Source organism: Arthrobacter sp. L77 (genome assembly GCF_000816565.1).
GTDB classification, from domain to species: Bacteria; Actinomycetota; Actinomycetes; order Actinomycetales; family Micrococcaceae; genus Arthrobacter_D; species Arthrobacter_D antioxidans.
In genome coordinates this window covers 355,733-378,408 of the sequence record NZ_JWSU01000004.1, presented here as the reverse complement: position 1 = coordinate 378,408, position 22,676 = coordinate 355,733, and the positions used below count along the sequence as shown (strand labels likewise).

General features: G+C 69.9%; 24 protein-coding genes and 1 tRNA gene. 9 read left to right on the top strand and 16 right to left on the bottom strand.

What is annotated here, in order from left to right:
• The first annotated feature begins 27 nt into the window (after window positions 1-27).
• Window positions 28-945, top strand: a complete 918-nt coding sequence (locus RY94_RS04330; protein WP_043442151.1) for an SDR family oxidoreductase — start codon at window positions 28-30, stop codon at window positions 943-945.
• An 85-nt stretch (window positions 946-1,030) separates the two neighbouring features.
• Here the strand turns inward: RY94_RS04330 and RY94_RS18665 are convergent, their stop codons facing one another.
• Window positions 1,031-1,630, bottom strand: coding sequence for a hypothetical protein (locus RY94_RS18665; protein WP_043443561.1), 600 nt, complete (start codon window positions 1,628-1,630; stop codon window positions 1,031-1,033).
• Between the two features lie 567 nt (window positions 1,631-2,197).
• Between RY94_RS18665 and RY94_RS04320 the strand changes: the two genes are divergently transcribed.
• Window positions 2,198-2,698: a DUF456 domain-containing protein gene (locus RY94_RS04320; RefSeq protein WP_043442149.1), complete on the top strand. Its 501-nt coding sequence runs from the start codon at window positions 2,198-2,200 to the stop codon at window positions 2,696-2,698.
• 3 nt (window positions 2,699-2,701) lie between these two features.
• Here the strand turns inward: RY94_RS04320 and RY94_RS04315 are convergent, their stop codons facing one another.
• The 3 genes from RY94_RS04315 to RY94_RS04305 form a co-directional block, all read right to left on the bottom strand.
• On the bottom strand, window positions 2,702-4,471 hold the full coding sequence (locus tag RY94_RS04315) for a glycoside hydrolase family 15 protein (RefSeq protein ID WP_043442147.1): 1,770 nt from the start codon (window positions 4,469-4,471) through the stop codon (window positions 2,702-2,704).
• A gap of 219 nt (window positions 4,472-4,690) precedes the next feature.
• A complete protein-coding gene (locus tag RY94_RS04310) occupies window positions 4,691-6,169 on the bottom strand; it encodes a S10 family peptidase (RefSeq protein WP_043442145.1) in 1,479 nt (492 codons plus the stop codon).
• 36 nt (window positions 6,170-6,205) lie between these two features.
• Window positions 6,206-7,783, bottom strand: coding sequence for a DHA2 family efflux MFS transporter permease subunit (locus RY94_RS04305; protein ID WP_052273926.1), 1,578 nt, complete (start codon window positions 7,781-7,783; stop codon window positions 6,206-6,208).
• Window positions 7,784-7,895: 112 nt separating this feature from the next.
• Between RY94_RS04305 and RY94_RS04300 the strand changes: the two genes are divergently transcribed.
• Together RY94_RS04300 and RY94_RS04295 are read left to right on the top strand one after the other, a co-directional pair.
• Window positions 7,896-7,968, top strand: a tRNA-Ala gene (locus RY94_RS04300).
• Window positions 7,969-8,325: 357 nt separating this feature from the next.
• On the top strand, window positions 8,326-8,964 hold the full coding sequence (locus RY94_RS04295) for a hypothetical protein (protein ID WP_043442144.1): 639 nt from the start codon (window positions 8,326-8,328) through the stop codon (window positions 8,962-8,964).
• 152 nt (window positions 8,965-9,116) lie between these two features.
• Here the strand turns inward: RY94_RS04295 and RY94_RS04290 are convergent, their stop codons facing one another.
• From RY94_RS04290 to RY94_RS04265, 6 genes are all read right to left on the bottom strand, one after another.
• Entirely contained in the window at window positions 9,117-9,572 is a 456-nt protein-coding gene (locus tag RY94_RS04290) for a DUF5684 domain-containing protein (protein WP_197060589.1), read from the bottom strand.
• Between the two features lie 109 nt (window positions 9,573-9,681).
• Window positions 9,682-9,951: a hypothetical protein gene (locus RY94_RS04285; protein ID WP_043442142.1), complete on the bottom strand. Its 270-nt coding sequence runs from the start codon at window positions 9,949-9,951 to the stop codon at window positions 9,682-9,684.
• Window positions 9,952-10,004: 53 nt separating this feature from the next.
• Window positions 10,005-11,327, bottom strand: a complete 1,323-nt coding sequence (locus RY94_RS04280; protein WP_043442140.1) for an alpha-amylase family glycosyl hydrolase — start codon at window positions 11,325-11,327, stop codon at window positions 10,005-10,007.
• Window positions 11,328-11,500: 173 nt separating this feature from the next.
• Window positions 11,501-12,253, bottom strand: a complete 753-nt coding sequence (locus tag RY94_RS04275) for a hypothetical protein (protein WP_043442137.1) — start codon at window positions 12,251-12,253, stop codon at window positions 11,501-11,503.
• 90 nt (window positions 12,254-12,343) lie between these two features.
• Window positions 12,344-13,189, bottom strand: coding sequence for a cytochrome c oxidase assembly protein (locus tag RY94_RS04270; RefSeq protein WP_197060588.1), 846 nt, complete (start codon window positions 13,187-13,189; stop codon window positions 12,344-12,346).
• Window positions 13,182-13,763 (bottom strand): DUF2243 domain-containing protein, encoded by a 582-nt coding sequence (locus RY94_RS04265; protein ID WP_331374818.1) that lies wholly within the window; start codon window positions 13,761-13,763, stop codon window positions 13,182-13,184. Before RY94_RS04265 ends, RY94_RS04270 begins: the two co-directional genes overlap by 8 nt.
• Before the next feature lie 151 nt (window positions 13,764-13,914).
• Between RY94_RS04265 and RY94_RS04260 the strand changes: the two genes are divergently transcribed.
• A complete protein-coding gene (locus RY94_RS04260; RefSeq protein ID WP_043442134.1) occupies window positions 13,915-14,217 on the top strand; it encodes a DUF4193 domain-containing protein in 303 nt (100 codons plus the stop codon).
• A gap of 67 nt (window positions 14,218-14,284) precedes the next feature.
• Here the strand turns inward: RY94_RS04260 and RY94_RS04255 are convergent, their stop codons facing one another.
• A complete protein-coding gene (locus RY94_RS04255; protein WP_156135013.1) occupies window positions 14,285-14,605 on the bottom strand; it encodes a hypothetical protein in 321 nt (106 codons plus the stop codon).
• Between the two features lie 149 nt (window positions 14,606-14,754).
• Window positions 14,755-16,044 (bottom strand): alpha-hydroxy acid oxidase, encoded by a 1,290-nt coding sequence (locus RY94_RS04250; RefSeq protein WP_052273924.1) that lies wholly within the window; start codon window positions 16,042-16,044, stop codon window positions 14,755-14,757.
• Window positions 16,045-16,159: 115 nt separating this feature from the next.
• On the opposite strand from RY94_RS04250, the gene RY94_RS04245 reads away from it, so the two are divergent.
• The 3 genes from RY94_RS04245 to RY94_RS04235 are packed head-to-tail and all read left to right on the top strand — an operon-like array spanning window position 16,160 to window position 17,868.
• Window positions 16,160-16,900: a FadR/GntR family transcriptional regulator gene (locus RY94_RS04245; RefSeq protein ID WP_052273923.1), complete on the top strand. Its 741-nt coding sequence runs from the start codon at window positions 16,160-16,162 to the stop codon at window positions 16,898-16,900.
• A 54-nt stretch (window positions 16,901-16,954) separates the two neighbouring features.
• A complete protein-coding gene (locus RY94_RS04240; RefSeq protein ID WP_156135012.1) occupies window positions 16,955-17,356 on the top strand; it encodes a hypothetical protein in 402 nt (133 codons plus the stop codon).
• Complete coding sequence (locus RY94_RS04235; protein WP_043442126.1) at window positions 17,353-17,868, top strand: mycothiol transferase; 516 nt, start codon at window positions 17,353-17,355, stop codon at window positions 17,866-17,868. Before RY94_RS04240 ends, RY94_RS04235 begins: the two co-directional genes overlap by 4 nt.
• Here RY94_RS04235 and RY94_RS04230 read toward each other — a convergent pair.
• Together RY94_RS04230 and RY94_RS04225 are read right to left on the bottom strand one after the other, a co-directional pair.
• Window positions 17,832-18,527: an alpha-ketoglutarate-dependent dioxygenase AlkB family protein gene (locus tag RY94_RS04230; protein WP_043442123.1), complete on the bottom strand. Its 696-nt coding sequence runs from the start codon at window positions 18,525-18,527 to the stop codon at window positions 17,832-17,834. The two genes, RY94_RS04235 and RY94_RS04230, sit on opposite strands and share 37 nt — an antisense overlap.
• A gap of 55 nt (window positions 18,528-18,582) precedes the next feature.
• Complete coding sequence (locus tag RY94_RS04225) at window positions 18,583-19,440, bottom strand: DUF1684 domain-containing protein (protein ID WP_052273922.1); 858 nt, start codon at window positions 19,438-19,440, stop codon at window positions 18,583-18,585.
• Between the two features lie 155 nt (window positions 19,441-19,595).
• Between RY94_RS04225 and ppk2 the strand changes: the two genes are divergently transcribed.
• A complete protein-coding gene (gene ppk2 / locus RY94_RS04220) occupies window positions 19,596-20,546 on the top strand; it encodes a polyphosphate kinase 2 (RefSeq protein WP_082046041.1) in 951 nt (316 codons plus the stop codon).
• Window positions 20,547-20,589: 43 nt separating this feature from the next.
• Here the strand turns inward: ppk2 and RY94_RS16640 are convergent, their stop codons facing one another.
• Window positions 20,590-21,000, bottom strand: coding sequence for a DUF4190 domain-containing protein (locus tag RY94_RS16640; protein WP_052273921.1), 411 nt, complete (start codon window positions 20,998-21,000; stop codon window positions 20,590-20,592).
• Window positions 21,001-21,085: 85 nt separating this feature from the next.
• On the bottom strand, window positions 21,086-22,585 hold the full coding sequence (locus RY94_RS04210; RefSeq protein WP_043442120.1) for an APC family permease: 1,500 nt from the start codon (window positions 22,583-22,585) through the stop codon (window positions 21,086-21,088).
• Between the last annotated feature and the right edge of the window lie 91 nt (window positions 22,586-22,676).

The following is a 22,676-nucleotide window of genomic DNA, read 5'->3' as shown; positions in this document are numbered from 1 at the left end:
ACACGCACCAACCCAGGGAGAACACATATGACCTCCGAGAACACCGCAGGATCGACCGACCAGTACACCTTCCAGAACCCCGTCACGCGGTTCGAGAGCATCACCCCTCCCGCCGAGCACACGGCGGAGCCGGGACTCGAGTCCAGCATGGACATCAAGGCCGACCGTGGCGAGACCTCCTACCGCGGGACGGGCCGGCTCACGGGTCGCAAGGCCCTCATCACCGGGGCGGACTCCGGGATCGGCGCCGCCGTGGCCATCGCGTTCGCCCGCGAAGGAGCCGACGTCGCCCTGTCCTACCTTCCCGAGGAGGAGGGCGACGCGCAGGTCGTCAAAGCCCTCATCGAGGCTGAGGGTCGCACGGCCGTGTGCATCCCCGGTGACCTGAAGGACCCCGCGTACTGCATCTCCCTCGTGCAGCAGGCCGTGGACGGCCTCGGCGGACTGGACACCCTCGTCAACAACGCCGGCAAGCAGGTGGCCGTCGAGTCCCTCGAGGACCTGAGCGACGAGCAGCTGGACCACACGTACAAGACGAACATCTACTCGTTCTTCCGCGTGACCAAGGAGGCGCTCAAGCACCTCAAGCCCGGCTCGGCGATCATCAACTCCACCTCGATCCAGGCCTACGAGCCCTCGCCCACCCTCGTGGACTACGCGAGCACCAAGGCCGCGATCAACAACTTCACCAAGGGGCTCGCGCAGCAGCTCGCGCCCAAGGGCATCCGGGTCAACGCCGTGGCTCCCGGGCCCATCTGGACGCCGCTGCAGCCCTCGGGCGGACAGCCGAAGGAGGCGCTGCCCGAGTTCGGCAAGGACACCCCGCTGGGCCGTGCGGGCCAGCCGGTCGAACTCGCGCCGGCGTACGTCTTCCTGGCGTCCTCCGAGTCGAGCTACGTGCTCGGCGAGACCCTGAACGTCAACGGCGGCATGCCTTCGCCGTAGCCCCTGACGGCAGATGACAGCAGCCCCGGACTCCTGCGAGTCCGGGGCTGCTGTCATCCGCGGTGTGGGGCGTCGTGCCGGGCGGCTAGCGGGCCTCGTCCAGGGCGTCGAAGTCCGCGCGGTCGATCCGACGGTGGTACCGCATGCCGGCGAGCCCGCCGAGGATGGCCCCGGCGAGTGTGATGACGGCCACCACGAGCAGGGTGAGGAGCTCGGGTCCGGAGAAGTCCTGCAGGGCGGGGAGCCCGAGGTTCTGGATCCGCTCGGTGACGGTCGGCTGGTTGCCGACGATGAGCCCGATGATGGCCAGTACGAGGGTGACGACCACCGCCCAGAGCCAGACGGCGACACCCTGCTTGGCGCCGCTGAAGCGTGCCATGCGTCCCGCGACGTAGCCGCCGGTGTAGTAGGCGATGAGCAGCATGATGCCGAGGACGACGGCGGTCGTGATGGCCGCGGTCTGAGCCTCGCCCGGGCCGCCCGTGAGGTCCTCCGTGGAGAGGTTGCCGTCGACGCCGAACAGCGCGGCCAGACCGCCTACGAGGGCGGAGAGCAGCACGAACATGCCCGTGGCGGTGAGCCAGCCGAAGAACGCGGAGCCGAACTTCATGCCCCCGAAGTGTTCCTTCTCGCGCTGGTGCAGCAGCTTGCGGTCGGACGGGCTGGGGACCCCCGATGCGACCATGGCGCCGCGCGGGAGCGGACGGTCGCTGCCGGAATCGGTGGTGCCGCGCTCGTCGCGCTTGCCGGTGGACGTCACGGGGACCACCTGCGTGTGGGGCTGCGTCCTCGTGTGCTCCGCGGGGCGCGGCTCGTCCCGCGAGGCGGAGATCGGCGCGGCCTGCCGGCGGGTGGGTGTGCCGTCCTCGGTGTCGGCCGAGCTGCCGGAATACATGCCCGGGACGTAGTCGCCGCCCGAGTCGTCGTCGTCGGAGTCGTAACCGCTCCCGGCGTCGTTCCCCCTGCCCCGTGTGGCCGACGGTCCCGCGGCCGACGCGCCGGAGGCGTTCTCCCCGGCTCCCGTGCGGTGGGTGTCCATCAGCTCGGTGGGGTTGTCCTGGGCGTGCTCGGGCGCGTCGGCGCCGCGCCGCTCGCCGTCCGTGTTCCCTGTTGCCGGTGTGCTCATCGGTCCTCCTGGTCTCAGGGCCCGCAGGCTCGCTAAGGTGGCTTAGTATTCCCTAGAAGTATCCCATGACGGCGGGTGGAAAGACCGCGGGCGCCGCGCCGCACGGCGGGATGCAAGACTGGGTCCATGGATCTTCAGCTGCTCATGACCGTGGTGTGCGGGGCCCTGATCGCCGTCGGCATCGCGGGTGTCGTGGTGCCGGTGCTGCCGGGCAGCATCCTGATCATCGTGTCGATGCTCGTCTGGGCGCTCACGGTGGGCAGCGCCACGGGCTGGACGGTCTTCACGATCGGGGCCGTCCTCGCGGGTGCAGGCCTCGCCGCCGGACTCGTCCTCACCGGCAGGACGCTCCGGCAGCGCCGGATCCCGGGCCGGTCCGTCACCATCGGCGTGCTCACGGGGATCGCCGGCATGTTCGTCATCCCCGTCGTCGGCCTGTTCGTCGGGTTCGCCCTCGGACTGTTCCTGAGCGAGTTCGCCCGGCAGCGGAACGCGCGGGAGGCGGTGACCTCCAGCCTCCACGCCCTGAAGGCGACGGGCTTCGGGATCCTCGCCGAGCTGGCGCTCGCCTGCCTGGCCGGGGCCACCTGGGTCGTCGGGGTCTGGATCCATTTCGCCGGTCAGTAAGCGTCAGGAGTCTCCCGAGAGGGTCAGCGCCGCGACGATCAGCGCGAGATGGCTCAGCCCCTGCGGCAGGTTGCCCATGAACGCGCCGTCGGACGGTTCGATCATCTCGGCCATGATGCCGACGTCGTTGGCCAGGGGCACGAGCTCCTCCATCAGGTCCACGGCCTCGTCACGGCGCCCGACGGCGACGAGCGCCGACACCATCCAGTAGGCGCACGCCACGAATGTCGCCTCTTCCTCCTGCATCCCGCTGTACCGGTAGAGCAGGGGCCCGGCACCGAGTTCCGCGCGGAGGGCATCGAGGGTGGAGGACATGCGCGGTCCGGTGTCGAAGCCGCTCATCGCGTGCAGGAGGATCGAGGCGTCGAGTTCGGTGGATCCCGGGTACCAGATGTAGCTCTGGCGCTCCTCGGACCAGCCGTGCTCATGCACCCAGTCGCGGATGCGGTCACGCTCCGCGGCCCACCGCCCGACCGGCCCCTGGAGCTGGCCGCGCTCGGCGAGCAGGACGGCGCACCGCAGCGCGTTCCAGCACCCGAGCTTGGAGGTCACGTAGTGCCGTTCCTCCGGCAGCTCCCACATGCCGGCGTCGCGTCGCTGCCAGATGTCGCAGGTGAGGTCCGCGAGGTCCGCGAGCTGCCGCATCGTCGCCGGATCGAGGGCGTGGCCGGCCTGGACGTACTGCCACACGATGTCGAAGATGTCCCCGAACACACCGAGTTGCAGCTGGCCCGCGGCAGGGTTGCCGTCCACGACGGGGCCGATGTGGCGCCAGCCGGTCAGGTCCGGGCGATCGGTGCCCTCGGGGATGTCACCGTTGAGCCGGGTGAAGACCTCCAGCTCGGTACCCTGTGCCCGCAGGTTCTTCAGCATCCACGACACGGCGGCGTGGACCTCCTCACGGACCCCCGCCCGCGTGAGGGCGTGCAGCGTGTAAGCGGTGTCCCGCACCCACGCATAGCGGTAGTCCCAGTTCTTGCCGCCTCCCGCGCTCTCGGGAAGGGAGGTCGTCGCCGCGGCGGCGATGGATCCGGATGGACTGTGGAGCAGCAGCTTCAGGGTGAGGGCGCTGCGCAACACCGCGTGCCGGTACTCGCCGTCGTAGGCGAAGGCGTCCGACCACGACTGCCAGTTCGCGATGGTGCGGTCCACGCCGTCGTCGATGGTCTGCGGCTCCGGGAGTGGGAGCGGCTCGCCGTGCGTGGAGACGACGGCGACCAGGTGCCTCGAGCCCGGCGAGGTGGTGAAGGCGCCGGCGACGGATCGCCCTTCGGAATGCCGGAGGCCGTGGTCGATGCCGAGGATGCCGAGCGCGACGCCGTCGATGCGCAGGATCGGGTGCCCGGCGCCTGTGTCCACCCACGGCGACGCGGCGCCGAAACAGGTGCCGGGTGCGACGGACCATGCCATCTCCACGGAGCCCGTCAGGCCGTCCACGCGCCGGGCGAGCTCGCCCCACGGAAGCCGGCCGGCAACCCCCGTGTTGAGTGAATCGGTGACCCGCACCGTGCCCGCGGCCGTGGTGTAGGTGGTCTCCAGGACGTTGGAGCCGTCCGCGTAGCGGCGCTCCACCGAGAAGTCCTCCGTGGGGGCGAGGGCGAGGAAGCCCTCCTCGGCATCCATCATCCGGGCGAAGGCCGGGGCCGAGTCGAGGTCCGGGGTGGGGTACCAGTCGATGGAACCGTCGAGCGCCACCAGTGCGACGGTCCGGCCGTCGCCGATTGCTGCATAGGAGCGGAGATCTACGAAGCCTGCCTCATCCCGGAGTGCGATACCGGTGCCTTCCTGTTCCGTGGTGTCCGGCCGCTGCTACCTGCCGTTGTAGCGCGTCTTGCTGGCGCGTGACGGCTGGCCCCCACGTCGGTTCATCAGGCGCGATGCGATGACGGGTACGAGGGCCCAGAGGATTCTCTTCAGCAGCATGGTGTGTCCTTATGGTCAGGGCCGGCCGTGAGGGTCACGTCCGGTCGATTTCATCATCCTACTGATGATTTACTGCGCGGTCCGGATCTCCGTGACGAATGCCGCCAGCGCGCGCAGCTGGGCGTCGCGTGCTACCGGGTTGAGGTACATCATGTGGCCGGCCTCGTGATAGTGGTGCGTGAAGCGGGCCCGGGCGGCATCGTCGAGGTCCATGTGCGCCCAGACGTACTCGGCCGCGAAGTGGGGCGTGGCGCCGTCGTGGTAGCCGTAGTCCACGTGTACGCGCAGCGCCGGATTGTGCACGAGGAGCCGTTCGAGGACGCCCGAGACGTCGACGGGGGCGCCCTCGAACGTCCGGTAGCTCCAGGGCTGGACGCGGGCGGTGAGGATCTCGTAGGGGAGGTCGTTCTCGTAGCCGAGTTCCGCCCGGACGTAGTGGTTCATGGCTGCCGAATACGGTCCGGTGATCGCCCGCATGCTCGGGTCGTCGAAGGAGTCCGAGGCCTGCCGGTTCTCGGGGCGGGCCGCGAACCGGCCGTCGATGCGACCGACCGCGAGGCCCTCCCCGCGCAGGAGCTCGGCGGCGAACTCGTGGTACGCCCAGCGGAGGTTCGTGCGGCGGATGAAGGCCTCGTCGAGCGTCGTGATGGCATGCAGTCGCGTGACGACGTCGTCGTACTCCGCCGGGCTCAAGCGGCTGCCCTGCGTCAGCGCGTAGCCGAAGTCGCGGGCCGCGAACTCCTCGGCCTCGCGGAGCACGTCGGGGAGCTCCCGGTCGCCGTGCCGCCCGTGGTAGTGCGCGATGGCTGCATAGGTGGGCAGGTGGAGTGCGTAGGGCAGGTCGCTGCCCGGGAAGAAGCGCAGGGTGGACATGTTGAGCACGGTCGAGATCAGGCCGAGTCCGTTGACCGCCATGCCGTAGGCGTCGAACAGGCGCCCGGCCACCGCGACGGCGCGCAGCGTGCCGTACGACTCGCCCACGAGGTACTTGGGGGAGAGCCAGCGGTTGTTGCGCGTGGTCCAGAGGCGGATGACCTCGGCCACGAGGTCGCGGTCCTGCACGAAGGCGTGGAACTCGTCGGCCGCCTCGCCGTCGACGACGCGGGAGTAGCCGGTGTTCACGGGGTCGATCATGACGAGGTCGCTCGACTCGAGCAGGCTGCCCGGGTTGTCGACGAGTCCGAAGGGGGCGGGCGTCATGGCGCCGACGTCCCCCGAGTCCACCAGGCGCGGACCCAGCAGTCCCAGGTGGAGCCATACGGAGGCGGACCCGGGGCCGCCGTTGAAGGCGAAGGTGACGGGCCGGTCCGGCTCCGCGTCCTGCTTGGTGTACGCCACGATGAAGATCTCGGCCTTCGGCTTGAAGCCGTCCGCCTTGCCGTCCTTCGTCTCCTCGCGCCGCAGGACGAGGCGCCCCGTCGTCGTCGTGTACTTCAGGCCCGAGGCGGAGGTGTGCTCCCGGACGGCGAAATCGTCCGTCACCTCCCTGGCCCGGGTGTCCGGTTCCTGCGTGGGGGTACCCGGGGTGTCCTTCGTCTCATCGGCCATGCCAGAAGACTACCGGTAGTTCCCTGAGGCAACAGCTCAGGATTCGGCGGGTGTCGTCGCCCGGGAGCTCGTCGCCGGCCGCGAGTCGGTCGGGGGTGCCTGCGTCGCGCTCGCTGCCCCGGCGTCGCGGGACCACTGGTTGTTCGGCTGCGGCCTGGCGAAGAACAGCGCGGCGAGGAAGCCGATGATGACGACGGCGGCCGGGAGGTAGAGGGACTGGCCCATCGAGAGGGCGTAACCCGCCTTCGCCTCGTCGGGCAGCGACCCCCCGGGCGTGGCGCTCACGCCGCCACCATCGAGGTTCGCCATGAGGCGTGACTGCATCATCGCTGCGATCGCGGCACTGCCGAGCACGGCGCCCATCTGGCGGGTCGTGTTGTAGACGCCGGACCCCGCTCCCGCCAGCGATGGGGCGAGGTTCCTGGTGGCGGTGAGGGACACCGGCGCCCAGATCCCCGCGCTGGAGAGGCCGAGCAGGGAGATCGGCAGCAGGAGCTGCCAGATCGGGACGTCCGGCGTGAGGATGGATCCCATCCAGAAGAGGGACGCCGACATGCCGGCGAAACCCGCGATCGCCATGTACTTGGGGTTGCCCCGCTGGACGAACTTGCCGACGAAGGGGGCGAGGGCGCCGGAGATGATGGCCATGGGGGTCAGGAGCAGCGCCGCCTGTGTGGGCGAGAGGCCGCGGACCGTCTGCGCGTACAGCATGAGGGGAAGTGTCATGGTGGTGATGGCGAAGCCCATCGCGCTGATGGAGGTGTTGGCAAGGGAGAAGTTGCGGTCCCGGAACAGCCGCAGCGGCACGAGGGGCTCGCCACGGTTGATCTTCTGCCAGACCACGAAGGCGACGAGCAGAACGATGCCCGTGATGATCAGCGACCAGACGGAGAGGGGGCCGGCGATGGTGCCCCAGTCGTAGGTCTCGCCCTCCTGGATGCCGAAGACGAGGCAGAACAGGCCGGCTGCGCTGAGGAACACACCCAGCATGTCGAAGCGGTGGGAGGTGGTGGGCAGGGTCGGGACGAGGCGGGAGGCGAGGATGAAGCCGATGACGCCGATCGGGACGTTGATGAAGAAGATCCATTCCCACCCGGCGGAGTCCACGATGATGCCGCCGAGCACGGGACCCACGAGGGTCGCGATCCCGGCGACCGAACCCCACAGGCCCATGGCGGCACCGCGCCGCTCGGGCGGGAAGATCCGGGTGATGACGGACATGGTCTGCGGCGTCATGAGCGCGGCGCCCAGTCCCTGCAGCACACGGGCGAGGATGAGCGCCTCCACCGTGCCGGAGAGCCCGCACCAGGCGCTCGAAAGCGTGAAGACCACCAGACCCACCAGATAGATGCGCTTGGGTCCGAAGCGGTCGCCCAGCCGGCCCGTCACGAGCAGCGGGACGGCATAGGCCAGCAGATAGGCACTGGTCACCCAGATGACGCTGTCGATCCCGGCGTTCAGCCCCTCCATGATGGCCGGGGTTGCCACCGAGACGATCGTCGAATCCACGAGGATCATGAAGAAGCCGATGACGAGCGACCAGAGGGCCGGCCACGCCCTGACGCCGTCGTGCTGCAGGGAGTCGGCGGTGGCCGGTGTGGGGGTGCTGGACATGGGGAGAAGACTACGCCCGACCGCTGACATCCGTGCCGTGGTCGGGATGCGCCCACGCTTTGGGCGTAGCGGGAACTTCTGGGTACAGTGTTGGTGTCCGGAAGTAGTATCCGGGGCTTTAGCTCAGTTGGTAGAGCGTTTCGTTCGCAATGAAAAGGTCAGGGGTTCGATTCCCCTAAGCTCCACTCGAGATCGTCGCATGTGCACGGCCTCGCATCATGATGTGCCACCCGTCGTCGCCGCGGGGCGAAGCAGCAATTTCCTCGCGATCCGCGGCGGCACGTCCTCCGTCGGAGGAGTGGCCGACCCCACGACGAGGCAGTGCCCCGGCGAGTAGGTCCCCCCTGTAGTGGGGTAGCGGTAGGTGGCCGGCTGCCATTGACAGCTCGAAAAATGCGGGCGTACCTTGTAGCGGTGCACGGCCGGACCGGCGGACACGGAGATGGCCGTTCTGCCGGTGGACCCGTCGCCTTCACGGCATCCAACCCTTGTCCGGGCAGGACGCATCACGGCTGCACTCCTGCCACACCGAGGAGTCCGAGATGAGACCCCAGAACAAGCTGTGCCTTTCCCTTCTCGCCACGCTGTCCCTGGTCGCTGGAACGGCCCCTTCCGCTACGGCCGCCGAGGAGGGATCCCCCGCTCCCTGGCCCCCGGCGGACACCGATGGTGAGTACCTTCCCGTCCCCGACGAGTACTACGAGCCCATCGCGTTCCCGGCGTGCGGGACCAGTGTCACCATGACCTCCGGAGACGTCCAGGACGTCCACTACAAGTCCAGGGTCAAGCGCGACGGGTCCACGGTGGTCAAATTCCGGGGCAGCGGCACCGTGGATCTGACGGCGGACCCTGGCGGGGACCTCCCGGACGGGGGCTTCATCGACGAGCTGGACGTCTCCGGACCGGGCAGCCAGCGGATCTCGGCGGACAAGTCGGTCGTCGTGGAAGTGCTGGAAGGGCCCTCGATCGTCTACCCGGTGAGTGCGACCGACTCGGCGGCGCTGGACAGAGGAGGGTTCCCGGAGCTCTTCTCCTTCGACGACGGAAAGCTGAAGATCGAGACCAGCCTCTCCGAGGACGAGAACGCCGCGGAACCCGATTCCGTGGAGATCGTGAGGGACACCACCCGGGGTGTGGTCGATCTGTGCCAGGTACTCGAGGATTCGACGGACCATTCCTAGCCGGCTGACGAGGACCGTCCGTCCAGCCACGTCCGCTCCGGCGGGACGATGATCGCTCCACGGTCCCGCACGGACGAAGCGGGGCCCCTGTCACCAGGGGCCCCGCTTCTGTCGTCGTGGAGGCCCGGGGACCCGGGCCGGGAATCAGGGGATCAGGACTGGTACTGGCCGGTCTTGAAGGAGTCGACGGCGTCGCGGCCCTGCTGGGGAGCCTGGCCGAGGGGGTGGCGGGCGGCTTCGGGGCCGAGGTAGCGCGCCGATCCGTAGGACAGGACGAAGTACATGATCACGGCGAAGAAGAAGATCAGGACCGCCGTGCCGACGCCCTTGCCGAAGACCTTGGCGACGTTGATGGCGAGGAGTACGGCGAGGACGATCTGCGCGACGGGGATGAACGCCAGGATGACCAGCCACGGGGACAGCCCCGAGATGCGCAGCAGGACGATGATGTTGTAGAGCGGCACGAAGGCGGCCCATGCGGGCTGGCCGGCCTTCTTGAACATCCCCATGAGGGCGAGGCCGGTGATCACGATGGCGATCACGAAGCCGAGGAGGCCGCCGATCGCGGCACCCGCGGCAGCGGCGGGGTCGGTCGTGGTGGTGGTCATCGCCGGGAGCATGCCTGAGGCAAGGGCGGAGGTCAGTGTCATGAATCGAACAGTGCAGCGCGCTTAATGAAAAGGGGACGAGGCGAGGGTCACCGTCGCGCCGCGTCGGCTACTCGGCGTCGGGCGCCTTGCGTGTCCAGGGCTTCGCCGCGAGGATGCGGGCGAGCGGTCCGAGCCAGGACATCACGACCAGCAGCGTGAAGGTACTGCTCAGGGAGGAGCCGATGCTCGTGGAGGGGAAGAGCTGGTGGACTCCCACCAGGACCGCGGCCACGAGGAGCACCTTCTTGATCGCACTGAGCACATGCCACGGGACCGGCCGTGGCCAGGGCGTGAAATCGGCCGTGTCCGTGGTCCCGGACTGCGCGTCCCAACTCATCAGACCCTCCCTGCAACATGGTGTGGGACTCCATTATCCACGCGGGAGGTGCCTCAGCCGAGGACCGCCCAGCCGCGTGCCGGCACGAGCGCCGAGTCCGTGCCGTCGTCGACCGCCGCCTGCCCGGCGAGGACGGACGAGGCCCCCGCGATCCCGACCCGCCGGGCCTCGTGCGAGAGGTTCAGCAGCACCACGAGCGCGTCGGGGCCCAGCGCGGTGCGGTAGGCGAGCACCTCGTTGGACAGGTGGAGCATGGTGGTCGTCGCCCGGTGCAGCCATGCATGCCGACGGCGCAGTCCGATGAGTTCCTGGTGCAGGGCGAAGACGGGATGGCCGATCGGGGAGAGATCGTCCGGTGAGGGCGGGAAGAGCGGGCGGACGTCGTCGTCGCCCCCGGCGCGGTCCGCCTTGATGCCGCGGTAGCCCTGCTCATCCCCGTAGTACACGGACGGCGTGCCGCCGACCGTGAAGAGGACGACGGCGGCGTGCTCCACGAGGGCGGGGTCCTCGAGCTTGCTCGCGATGCGCGTGACGTCGTGGTTCCCGATGAAGGTCAGCGGAGCGAAGGCGTCGAGGAGCGCGTCGTGCCGCTCGAGGGCGGCGGCGAGTTCGTAGAAGTTCGCATCGTTGAGCGAGCTCCAGATGGCCTTCCACAGCTCGTACTGCGTGGTGGAATCGATGCCTCCGGTCCGGACCGCCGCCGCATAGTCCCCGTGGATGTATTCACCCACGAAGTACGCATCGGGATACGCCGCCCGGACGCGCCGCGTGACCCCGGCCCAGAACTGCGACGGCGCGGCGTAGGCGGCGTCGAGCCGCCAGCCGTCCGCCCCGCGCCCCAGCCAGTACTCCATGACCTCGACGACGAAGTCCGCGACGGCGGGCTCCTCGTGGTTCAGGGCCACCAGGTGGTGATGGCCCTCGAAGTCGCGGTACCCGGGCTCGACGCCGGGACCGGCGCCGTCGGGCCAGTCGAGGGAGAACCAGGCAGCGGTCGGGGCATCCGGCCCCTGTGCGAGGACCTGCTGGAACGGCGCGAAGGAGCGGCCCGTGTGGTTGAAGACGCCGTCGAGGATGATGCGCAGTCCGCGCCCGGCTGCTTCCGCGACGAGGGTGTCGAAGTCCTCGAGCGTGCCCAGTCGCGGGTCGATCGTGAAGTAGTCGGTGGTGTCGTAGCCGTGCGTCTCGGAGGTGAAGACGGGGCCGAGTGCCAGTCCTGATGTGCCCAGCTCCACGGCGTAGTCGAGCCAGGGGATCAGATCGAGCAGGCGATGCGCCGCGGCCGGCTCCTGGGTGGCGGATTTCTCCGCGCCCGTGAAGCCGAGAGGATAGACCTGCCACCAGATCGCGTGCTGGACCCACTCGGGTTCGTTCATGGCACAGGCCCTTCCGTCTGCTCACGCCCGCCCTGGTCGGGCAGCGCCCCGGCTGCAGCCGGGGCGCTGACCAGCCTACGTCGACGAGCTGCCGGCCGCCCGCGGCGAGATCCTGGACAAGGCGCGGATCCAGGTGCGCGGACTCCCCGCAGTGCCGGTGTCCATGTCGGGGTCTACCCCTCGGCCGCTGCGAGGACGCGTCCCGCCAGCTGTTCCAGAACTGCCGAGGACGCGCTGGGTGAACCCGTCACCTGGCTCGTGACGGTGACCAGCAGGTCGCCTCGAGCAGCCGTCACGGTGGTGTTGTTCTGCTGCTGGCCGTCGGGCAGCACGATGGAGTTCCTGATCCCGAAGGACGTGGAACCCTCCATGCCGGTCCCCGCGGATTCCATGGTGCCCCGCACGATGACTCCCTGCATCTCGATCTGGTACGTCGAGCAGGTCGAGACGAGGGCGAGCTCCTTCTCGGCGTTCTCCGCGAGCCGGTCCTCGACTCCGTCCGCGACCGCGATACTCGCCGACACGGCGGACAGGCCGTCGGCCGCCGGCGCCACGCCGATGGCCGTTTCCGCGTCCCCGGCCAGCTTCGCGAAGTCCTGGGGGACGACGTCGCACTCGGACGGCGTGATCGTCACGCCGTCCATCAACAGGGTGGCCTGGCCCAGGGCTGCCGACACCTGATCCGGGGGCACGATGGTGAGGGGCGAGCCATCCGGCGTCGTGATGGTCGCCAGGATCTCCGCGAGGTCCTCGCTGGAGTAGGTACCCGGATCCACCTCTGCCGGTGAGGAGCTGGCGGCAGGAGCCGTCTCCACGGAGCCGGCCGTCGGTGCGGGTTCGCCGGACGGTGTGCCTCCGCCGCCGCAGGCGGTCAGGGCCAGCAGGATGCTGCCGGCGAGGACGGGGCGGAACAGGACACGCGACATGAAGGACCCCCAGGTGTGGCGGGGCACTCGTGGCCCTGCTGGGGTGACGATACCAACCCGGTGTCACCAGGACCGGCGCGCCCCGCCCGGTCATGCGCCGCCGCTCGTCGGGGCCCTTCGCTTCGCCCTGCCCGGGGACAGGCGTCGCCCGGTGTCGCGATAGACCTGTGCGCAGAAGAGGACGAGCAGGAGGGCGTGCGCCACGTCGCCGCCGTAGTACATCAGCTGCGCCGCCTGCTCGGTGTCGGGCGGCAGCCCATCCCGGCCGGCCACGGCGTACAGGTGCTTGGCGACCATCCCGTGCACGGCGATCGACACGACGATCGCTCCGGCCCTGACCCAGGCGGGGGCACGCTGTGGATGAGGATCTATTCCGATGACGGCATAGGCGAAGAGGGCGCCGGACGCTACGAAGTGGACGTGGAGGAGTGGTCCGAGGGCGGCATGGTGCTGCACCGCGAGCGCAGCGCCGTCCCAGTACAGGAGGGCCATGGGCGCCGTGGCGAGGACCATTGCGGTGACGGGATGGACGAGCAGTCGGAGTGGCGCGGCACGGACGATCCTGCTGTACCCGCGCCCCACCCTGGCCGGCACTGCACGCAGGAAGGCCGTGGCGGGAGCGCCGAGGACGAGCAGCAGCGGGACGACCATGCCGAGGACCAGGTGGACGGCCATGTGCCCGGTGAAGCTCGTGGCGGCTGCGCGTGCGAGGGGGCCGGCGGTCACTGCGAGTCCGAGCGCCGTCCCGGACAGCCAGGCGATCGAGTGCCGGAGCGGACGGGCGTCGCGCCCGCGCAGCACCGCGGCACGCCCGGCCGCGAGGTACAGCACCGCGAGACCGAGCCAGACGACGCCGGCGGCGGCATCGAGCGCGAAGACGGCCGGGTCGGTGGCGCCGGACGTCGGCGAGCCGGGGTGGTGCGGAGCGTCAGGCACGATCCGCGGCGCCGGCACGCCCGGCACGCCCGGCACGCCCGGCCGTCCGGAGCACCAGGAGGCCCGCGACCACGAACACCACGGCGGCACCGTTCCACAGCAGGTCGTACGGAAGGAGGTCCACGCCGTAGCGGATCTGGTGCAGATCCAGGACCTTGTGGTGCACCAGGCCGTCGTACAGCTGGAAGGCGCCGATTCCCACGAGGATTCCGCCCACCCATCGGCGGGTGTCGAGCGCGCCGCGGCGTCGGAGGTCGGCGAACAGGAAGAGCGAGGCCACGGTCGCGAACCAGCTGAAGGCGTGGAACAGGCCGTCGGACACGAGGCCGGCGGCGGGCGTCGACCGGTCGTAGAAGTGGTGCCAGTGGAGCAACTGGTGGAACACGGCTTCGTCGATGAACGCGATGATCCCGCAGCCGAACAGGACCCCCACCAGCACGTTCCGGCGCCCGAACTGATGCGGGCCCGTCCGTGGAGCGGGTGCGGGAGGTCGCGTGGAGGAGGCGATGATGGTCCCCGTCGTCGATGGGTTGGGCCGGTCTCCAGCGTGCCAGTGGACCCGGGAAGAGTCCACCGCTTCCCGGACGGGCCGCCTCGGGCGCCGGGTGGTATGACGGGCGCCACGCCGAGCGCTGGAACCCGGGCCGGCGTCGGTTCCTGCTACTACAATCGATTGCTGCACGAGCCCCATCGGGCACCGGCCCCCCACGAAGAACGGTATCGGCATGGCAACGGACTACGACGCACCGCGCAACAACGACGAGGACAAGGAAGCGGAATCCCTGGAGGCGCTGCAGGCGAACCGCGGCAGTACCGCCCAGTCGTCGTCGGTCGACGTCGAGGACGGGGACACCGCGGAGGGCATCGACCTGCCGGGCGCCGACCTCTCCGGCGAGGAGCTCCTCATCCAGGTGATCCCGCCGCAGGAGGACGAGTTCACGTGTGCGTCCTGCTTCCTGGTCCGGCACCGCAGCCAGGTGGCCCTCGAGAAGAACGGCCGTCAGTACTGCACCGACTGCGCGGACTAGTCACCGCTGGAGCGGGCCGGTGGTGCTCCCTCGCCAGGGGGCCGACCCGGTCTCCGGCCGGCCGTCCTCAGGAGGCCTTCTCGCCGTACCACCAGTGCGCGTCCTCGCGCGGTGCCTGCCGGGCGGCGGGCAGTGGTACGACGACGGCGGTCCGGCGGGGGTGTGTGAGGATCATCCGGATCACGGCGAGCAGCGCGGCGGGGATGGATACGAGGATGACGATGGCGAGCGCGTACACCGCCAGCGCCGCGTGGACCGGGGAGTGGTGGAGCCCGTCCAGGAGTGCCCCGCTGCCGAGCCACAGCCACAGCCAGAAGAGGCCGATCACGAACAGCAGGGAGCGGGCGCGCCGGTAGTGCAGCGGATGGTGCACCCGACTACGCGCCATATTGGTCTCCCACGACTGATCCCTGGGCTCCGCCCGAAGCAGGTCCACTGCAGAAAAGACTAGACCGGCATCCGGGCTCTTCAGGCAATCGTTATCGAATCGGGATGTAACTGGATCCGGAGGCCCGGGACGGTCCTCGGCAACGGTACCTACAGGGTCATCGCGGCGTCCGGCAGATCCGCGTCGGCAGGGGCCTCGCCGAGCAACCGGACGTGGTCGGGGTTGAGGTCCCCGATCCGGTCCACGCCCAGCAGTTGCATGGTGCGCGCGGTCTGCGTGCCGAGGATCTCGATGGTGCGGTCCACGCCCTTCCGGCCTCCGGCCATGAGCCCGTACAGGTAGGCCCGGCCGATCAGGGTGAAGTCGGCGCCGAGTGCCACGGCGGCGACGACGTCCCCGCCGCTCATGATGCCCGTGTCGAGGATGATCGCCGTCTTGCCCTTCAGTTCGGCGGCGACGCGCGGCAGCAGGTGCAGCGGGACGGGAGCGCGGTCCAGCTGGCGTCCACCGTGGTTGGACAGGATGATGCCGTCGGCGCCGTGGTCCACCGCCTTCTTGGCGTCGTCGAGCGTCTGGATGCCCTTCACCACGAGATTGCCCTTCCACACGCTGCGCAGCCAGTCGAGGTCCTCGAACGTGAGGGTGGGGTCGAACATCGAGTTGATGAGGTCCGCCACCGTGCCGGAGTAGCGGGAGAGGGAGGCGAAGGACAGCGGCTCGTGGGTGAGGAAGTTGAACCACCAGGCCGGCCGGTACGAAGCGTCCACGACGGTCTTCAGGGTCAGCGCTGGCGGGATCGTCATCCCGTTCCGGACGTCCCGGAGCCGGGCTCCGGCGACGGCGGTGTCCACCGTGACCATGAGGGTGTCGTTGCGCGCGGCGGCGGCGCGGGCGATGAGCTCCATGGAACGGTCGCGATCCGTCCACAGATACAGCTGGAACCAGTTGCGCCCGTCCGGCGCCGCCTGCGCCACGTCCTCGATGGACGCCGTGCCCATGGTCGAGAGCGTGTAGGGGATTCCCGCTGCCGCGGCGGCCTGGGAGCCGGCGTACTCGCCCTCGGACTGCATCATGCGGGTGAAGCCTGTCGGAGCGATGCCGAACGGCAGCGCGGCGTCCCGCCCGAGGATCGGGGTGACCGTACTGACCGTCTCCACGTCCCGCAGGATGCCCGGCCGGAACTCGACGTCGAGGAACGCCTGCCGTGCACGCCCCAGGGAGATCTCGGCCTCCGCCGCACCGTCCGTGTAGTCGAAGGGCGCGGTGGGCGTGCGCCGCTTGGCGAGGTCGCGGAGATCCCAGATGGTGTTGGCCCGCTGGAGGCGCGCGGCGCCACCGAACTCCGGCTTCTTGAACTGCATGAGCGGTGCGAGGTCCGCGACCCTGGGGATGCGGCGCCTCAGGGCGGGAGGGACGGATGCCTTCGAGGGTGTCTGCATGGTCTGCCTTTGCTCGTCGTCGGGCCGACGCCCACCGGCGGTCGTCGAGCGCCGGGTGAGGTCAGGCCACAGATCCTACGGCCTGTGGTCCGACCACACAAGCTATGCTGGCCGCATGCGCAATCACCAGGCGGTCTCTGCATGGCTCGAGCAGGAACTCGCGGCGGGTCGGCTGGCCATCGGCTCACGCCTGCCGGGGGAGCGCGCGATGGCGGAGCGGCTCGGCATCTCCCGCGCGTCCGTGCGCGAGGGGACCCGTGTGCTCGAGGCGCTCGGCGTCGTCCGCGCCGGTGTGGGCTCCGGCCCGCAGGCGGGGACGGTCATCACCGGCAACCCGGCGCTGGCCCTGGACTCCGCGCTGCGGCTCCACGTCGCGAGCACGCACCTGCCCGTCACGGATGTCGTCGAGACACGACTGCTGCTCGAGACGTGGGCGGCGGCCCATGCCTCCCCGGACTCGCCCGCCCTGGCGCGCGCAGCCCTCCTCCTCGACGAGATGGACCAGCACGACGACGGCCCGGACGGTTTCCTCGAGCGCGATGCCCTCTTCCACGTGGCGCTCGCCGAGGCGGCCGGCAATGTGCTGATCGGGGCCATGATGGGATCGCTCCGCGGATCGATCGCCGCGTACACGCAGCGGCTCACGGCCGGACTCCCGGACTGGAGCGCCACCTCGGACCGCCTCCGGAGCGAGCATCGCGCCATCCTGGAGGCGGTGCTGGCCGGCCGGGGCGTGGCGGCGGCGGACCTGATCCGCGACCATATCGAGGGCTTCTACCGGGAGGCCGGCGTACCGCACGGTGCAAGCGATTCCTTCCAGCGCGAGACGCTTTCCATCAGGATGCCGGACACCTAGACTGCAGGGAACTGGTCGAGCAGCGGGCCATGGACCTTCACAGTGGAGCAGGCCATGGAACATCTTCCTCACAACCTCGAACATCCCACCGCGTGGTTGCACGGGGTGCCACCCGTCCGGGAGAGCCGGCGCACCCTCCTCCCCGGCCTCCTCGGGGCGGATGCCGACGTCCCTGACGATCTCCGGAGCATGTCGACCCGCCACCTCCGGATCCTCTGCAACCGCACCTACCAGGTCCTCGACCTGGACCGTCCGTCCCTCGAGAGCCGGGAGCGCTACCACGCCGTCGTCGAGGAGCTCGAACGGCGGGAAGCCCGCGCGGAGCAGCCGGATGCCGAGGACGCGCCCGCGGGGCTTCGCGACACTGCCGTGATCCTCCCGCTCGTGCCGGGCGCCCGGCGCCGTCGGCTCCGCCGGCCCGGGACGGCCCGCGCCGCAGGACGGGATGGCCGATGACGTCCGTCGAGGTCCTCTCCGAAGCCTTGGGTCGGCTGCCGGACCTCGTCCGCGGCGCCGTGCGCGGCCTCGATGCCCACCAGCTGTCCGTCCGCCCGGGTGGATCCGCGAACTCGATCGCCTGGCTGGTCTGGCACCTCACCCGCGTGGAGGACAGCCACCTCGCCGAGGCGTTCGGCCACGACCAGGTGTGGCGGGCCGGTGGCTTCGCCGACCTCTGGGACCTCCCGCTGGACCGCGAGGACACCGGCTACGGGCACTCGGGGGACCAGGTCGACGCCGTGCGCGTGGCGTCCGCCCAGCAGCTGCTGGATTATTTCGACGCGGTCCACCGGCTCTCCCGGAGCCTCGTGGCGGACCTCGGGGAACAGGACCTGCACCGGGTGGTCGATGAGCGGTGGGATCCGCCGGTCACCCTGCTCGTCCGGCTCGTGAGCGTGCTCGACGACGCCGTGCAGCACGCCGGCCAGGCCGCCTACGCCCGCGGGATCATCCTCGCCGACCGGCCCTGATCGAGGCCCGTCTGCCGCAGCGTGATGTTGAGCCGCCCTTCGAAGCCGATGCCGGCCGGCGCGGTCCCGGGAAGGGTCCGCAGGACACCGTGATAGGCGAAGCGCGAGGGTCCGCCGAAGACGAACAGATCGCCGGAGGCGAGCTGCACGTCCTGCCAGGGGCGGTTCCGGCTTTCCGTGTTGCCGAAGCGGAACACGCACGCCGCACCGAGGCTCAGCGAGACGACCGGAGCGTTCATCCGCTCCTCGCGGTCCTGGTGCATGCCCATCCGGGCCGCGTCGTCGTAGTAGTTCACGAGGGCGGCGTCGGGCTCGTAGGAGGAGCCCTCGTGCTCCCCGTAGGCGGCCGTCACGGCGTCACGCCCCAGCGAGCGCAGCACGTCCGGAAAGGGCGCGACGGCGGCGCCTCCGACGTCGTCGGCCGTGCGGCTGTACCGGTACGGCAGCCAGTGCCAGCCGAGGCTCACGCTCTTCACGGACATCACCCCGCCGGTCGGCATGGTCACCGCGCGCATCGGGACGGGACCGCTCGCCCAGGTGCGGCAGAGGTCCACCAGGCGGCGCTGCCGGTCGGGGTCCAGCCAGTCGGGGATGTGCACGGCGCCGGGTGCGAGCTCCCGTCGCGGGCGGGGAATCAGGGCGTCGAACGGATCGGTCACCCCACCATTGTGCTCCGGCCTCGTCCCGCCGATGCGCGGCGTTCCTCCCGTGCATCTACCCCGTCATGGAGGCCCCGGACGCCGCCGGAACGCCCGCCGGGCTTCTCTCCCCCGCCTCGATGGGGGCGTCGACCACGTTCGCGCCGACCGGCGCGGGGCAGGTCCCGTAGAGCGTGAAGGCGCTCGGGTAGTTGATCGCCCGGTTGAAGTCGAGGACCACTCCGCCGTCCGGGCGGGGCCGGCGCGTGGTCACCTTGCGCCATGCCGCGGTGGTGATGCCGTTCGTCGTGTCGTGGAAGGTGATCGAGAGCGCCCCTGACGCGTCCTGGGCGGCGTGGAGCCGGAACGGGCGGCGGGTGCCGGGAAGGGAGAAGACCACGTCGCCTGCCGTCTCGTGCATGCCCGGCACCTTCGGGTGGGCGGTGGGGGTCGGTTCGTGCAGGGGCTCCCCGTACGGTTCGAACCGTCCCTCCACCACGAGATCGGGCCGGTAGTCGAAGGTGGGTACGCCGGTGAAGCGGGTCAGCGTGGGCGAGGAGGCATCCCTGGTCCGGAGGGCGTAGCGGCCGGCGCGCCGCGCCAGTTCGACGACGACGCGGCGTCCGTCCGCCCCGCCGTGCGCCACCCACATCAGCGATCCCTCGTCGTCGAGGGTCGCCTCGACGGTCCCCTCCACGATCCTGCCGCCGGTCGGATCGGTCAGGTCGGTCAGGCCGTCCGACGCCCCTGCGGTCAGCCGCGCGGCGTCGCCCGTGGAGGACCAGAGCCCGGGCACGACGTCGACCCGCGCCGGCTCCCTGCCGAGCCACTGGAAGGAGGTCAGGGTCAGCCAGCCGTGCTCCTCGGCCAGTGCCGCATCACGGGAGGCCCGGAAGCGGAGCCAGCGTTCCTCAGGGGTCGGGACATGGGTCACGGGTGCTCCTTGCTCGGCGGGTCGGTCGTGGGCTGTAACCCGTGGGGGGCGCCGGGGATTCCCCGGCACCGTATCTCCCGGCACCGTATCTCCGGGGCGCTTTCTCTGAGAGGATGGGGCATCCGCGCGGCACGGTCGAATCCGGAGGACCAGGGATGAGTTCAGGAAAAGCAGTCCGCAACGGCGCCGTGGTCGACAGCGCCCCCGCCCTCGAAGCGCCGGCCATCCCGGTCCCCAGCCCCCACACGGCGGGCGATGCCCCCATGCTCCTGCCGCACCCGGACCAGCCGACGTGGCGCGAGGACTACCCGTACAAGAAGAAGATGACGGAGCGGGAGTACCAGACGGCCAAGCGGGCCCTCCAGATCGAACTGCTCAAGATGCAGGGATGGGTCAGGGCGAACGAGGCCAAGGTCGCGCTGGTGTTCGAGGGGCGTGACGCCGCCGGCAAGGGCGGGACCATCAAGCGCTTCATGGAGAACCTGAACCCGCGCGGCGCGCGGATCGTGGCCCTGGACAAGCCGAGCGACAAGGAGAAGACGCAGTGGTACTTCCAGCGCTACGTCTCCACGCTCCCCTCGGGCGGCGAGATCGTGCTGTTCGACCGGTCCTGGTACAACCGGGCCGGGGTGGAGCGCGTCATGGGGTTCTGCTCGCCCACGGAGTACCTCGAGTTCATGCGGCAGGCCCCCGAATTCGAACGCATGCTCGTCCGCAGCGACACGCATCTCACCAAGTTCTGGTTCTCGGTGTCGCAGGCGGAACAGCGGCGCCGCTTCGCCAAGCGACACACGGACCCGGTGCGGCGCTGGAAGCTCAGCCCCATGGACCTGCAGTCCCTCGACAAGTGGGACGAGTACACGGCGGCCAAGGAGGCGATGTTCTTCTACACGAACACGGCCGATGCCCCGTGGACGGTCATCAAGAGCAATGACAAGAAGCGGGCCCGGATCGAGGCGATGCGCTACATCCTGTACGTCCTCGACTACGACGAGAAGGACCACGACATCGTGGGGACGCCCGATCCGCTGATCGTCGGGACGGGGCCGCACTCGCGCGTGTTCGAGGCGGGCGAGCAGGCCACCCACCTGTTCCCCACGCTCTGAGGGGCCGCCGACCCGAGTGGCCGTCGGCCGCTGGAACCGCTGGTCAGCCGCCGAAACTGGCCGTGGCGCCGAATCCCACGATGATGAGGACGACGAACAGGATGCCGGCCAGGATCGCGAGCGCGTAGAGGGCCGTGACGATCCAGCCGAGGACCTTCCCCGCGGTGGCGGGCACGCCGAGGCGTTCGGCCTTCCGGGCCTGCCAGATGGCGAGCGGCCCGAGGATGATGCCCGCCACGAAGAACCCCACGAGGCCGAGGATCAGGGAGAGCTGGGCCGCCTTCTCGCCCTCCATCGTCTGGTACGAGGACTGGTAGAGGCCCGACGGATAGCTGCCGGTCGGCTGGTAGGGGCTGCCCGGCGGGTAGCCGCCGGGATTCCCGTAGGCACCGCCGTCGTACGGGTTCCTGTGGCCGGGGGAGGGGAGTTCGCTGGGATAGGGATCCTGGGACATCGTGGTTCTCCTGATCGGCTCGGCGGTCCCCCGGCGACGCTACCCCGGGGAGACCATCATCTCGTGTCCGGGACGCCCGCGCACCTCACACGGACGCGGAATCCTCCGCCTCCGTGCGCTGCTGCGCCCCGAGGCGGGAATGCCGGTTGCCGTAGGCGAAGTAGATGGCGAAGCCGAGTACCAGCCACCCCGCGAAGAACAGCCACGTGATGGTGGCGAGGTTGAACATCAGGTAGAGGCAGAGGAGGGCGGAGGCGATCGGGATGACCTTGCCGAACGGGACGCGGAAGGCCGGCGTGAGGTCCGGCCGCTTGTGGCGCAGGACGATGATCCCGAGGCTCACCGTGATGAAGGCGGACAGCGTGCCGATGTTGATCATCTCGGCGAGGACCTCCACCTGCGTGAACCCGGCGAGCAGGGCGACGACCACACCGCAGAGCACCTGCGTCCGCGCCGGCGTCCCATGCTTGTCCGAGGTGCGGCTGAGCGCGCGCGGCATCAGCCCGTCGCGGCTGAGCGCGAAGATCACGCGCGCCAGGCCCATCAGCAGCACCATGATCACGGTGGTCAGCCCGATCAGGCTGCCCACAGAGATGACGCCCGCGGCCCAGTCCGCGCCGACCAGCTGGAAGGCGGTGGCGAGCGAGGGGGCGCCGGAGGCCCCGAGCTCGGTGTAGGGGACCATGCCGGTCACGACCAGGGTCACCAGGATGTAGAGCACGCTGACGACGGCGAGGCCCGCGAAGATGCCGCGGGGGAGGGTGCGGCTCGGGTTCTTCACCTCCTCGGCGGAGGTGGCGACGACGTCGAACCCGATGAATGCGAAGAATACCAGCGCCGCGCCCGAGATGATGCCGGTGAAACCGAAGGCGGCCGGTGTGGCCCCGCTGAGGAAGGAGAGGAAGGGCTGGTCGGCCCAGCCGGTGCCGCCGTCCGTCGCCGGCTCGGAGGCGGGGATGAACGGCGTGTAGTTCTCGGGGTTCACGTAGAAGAAGCCCACGACGATCACGAACAGCACGATGCCGATCTTGATGATCGTGAAGACGCTGTTGACCCGCGCGGACAGCTTGGTGCCCCAGATCAGGACGGCGGTGAAGACCGCGACGATCAGCAGCGGCCCCCAGGCGAGGTCGAGGCCCAGCAGGCTGACCTCCGCGGGGACGTCGAGGTCGAGCGCGCTGAACAGATCGGAGAGGTAGACGCCCCAGAACTTCGCGATGACCGCGGCGGCCATGAGCAGCTCGAGGATCAGGTTCCAGCCGATGATCCAGGCGATCAGCTCACCCATCGTGGCGTAGGTGAAGACGTAGGCGCTTCCCGCGACGGGCAGTGCCGTCGCGAACTCGGCGTAGCACATGATCGCGAGGGCGCACGTGATCGCGGCGAGGACGAAGGAGATGGTCACCGCGGGGCCCGCGTTGAAGGCGGCGGCCTGCGCGCCCACCGAGAAGATGCCGGCGCCCACGGCGACGGCGACGCCCATCACCATGAGGTCCCACGTGGTGAGGGACCGTTTGAGGCCGTGCCCCTTTTCATCGGAGTCCTTGATCGACTGCTCGATGGACTTGGTCCGGAAGAGGTCCATGGGGGGCTGGTCCTTCGGTGGTGGGGGAGGTGGGTCTCGGGCCGCGGGGAGGCCGCGCACCTGTCGAGGATAGGAGCTGGCGGGGCCCGCC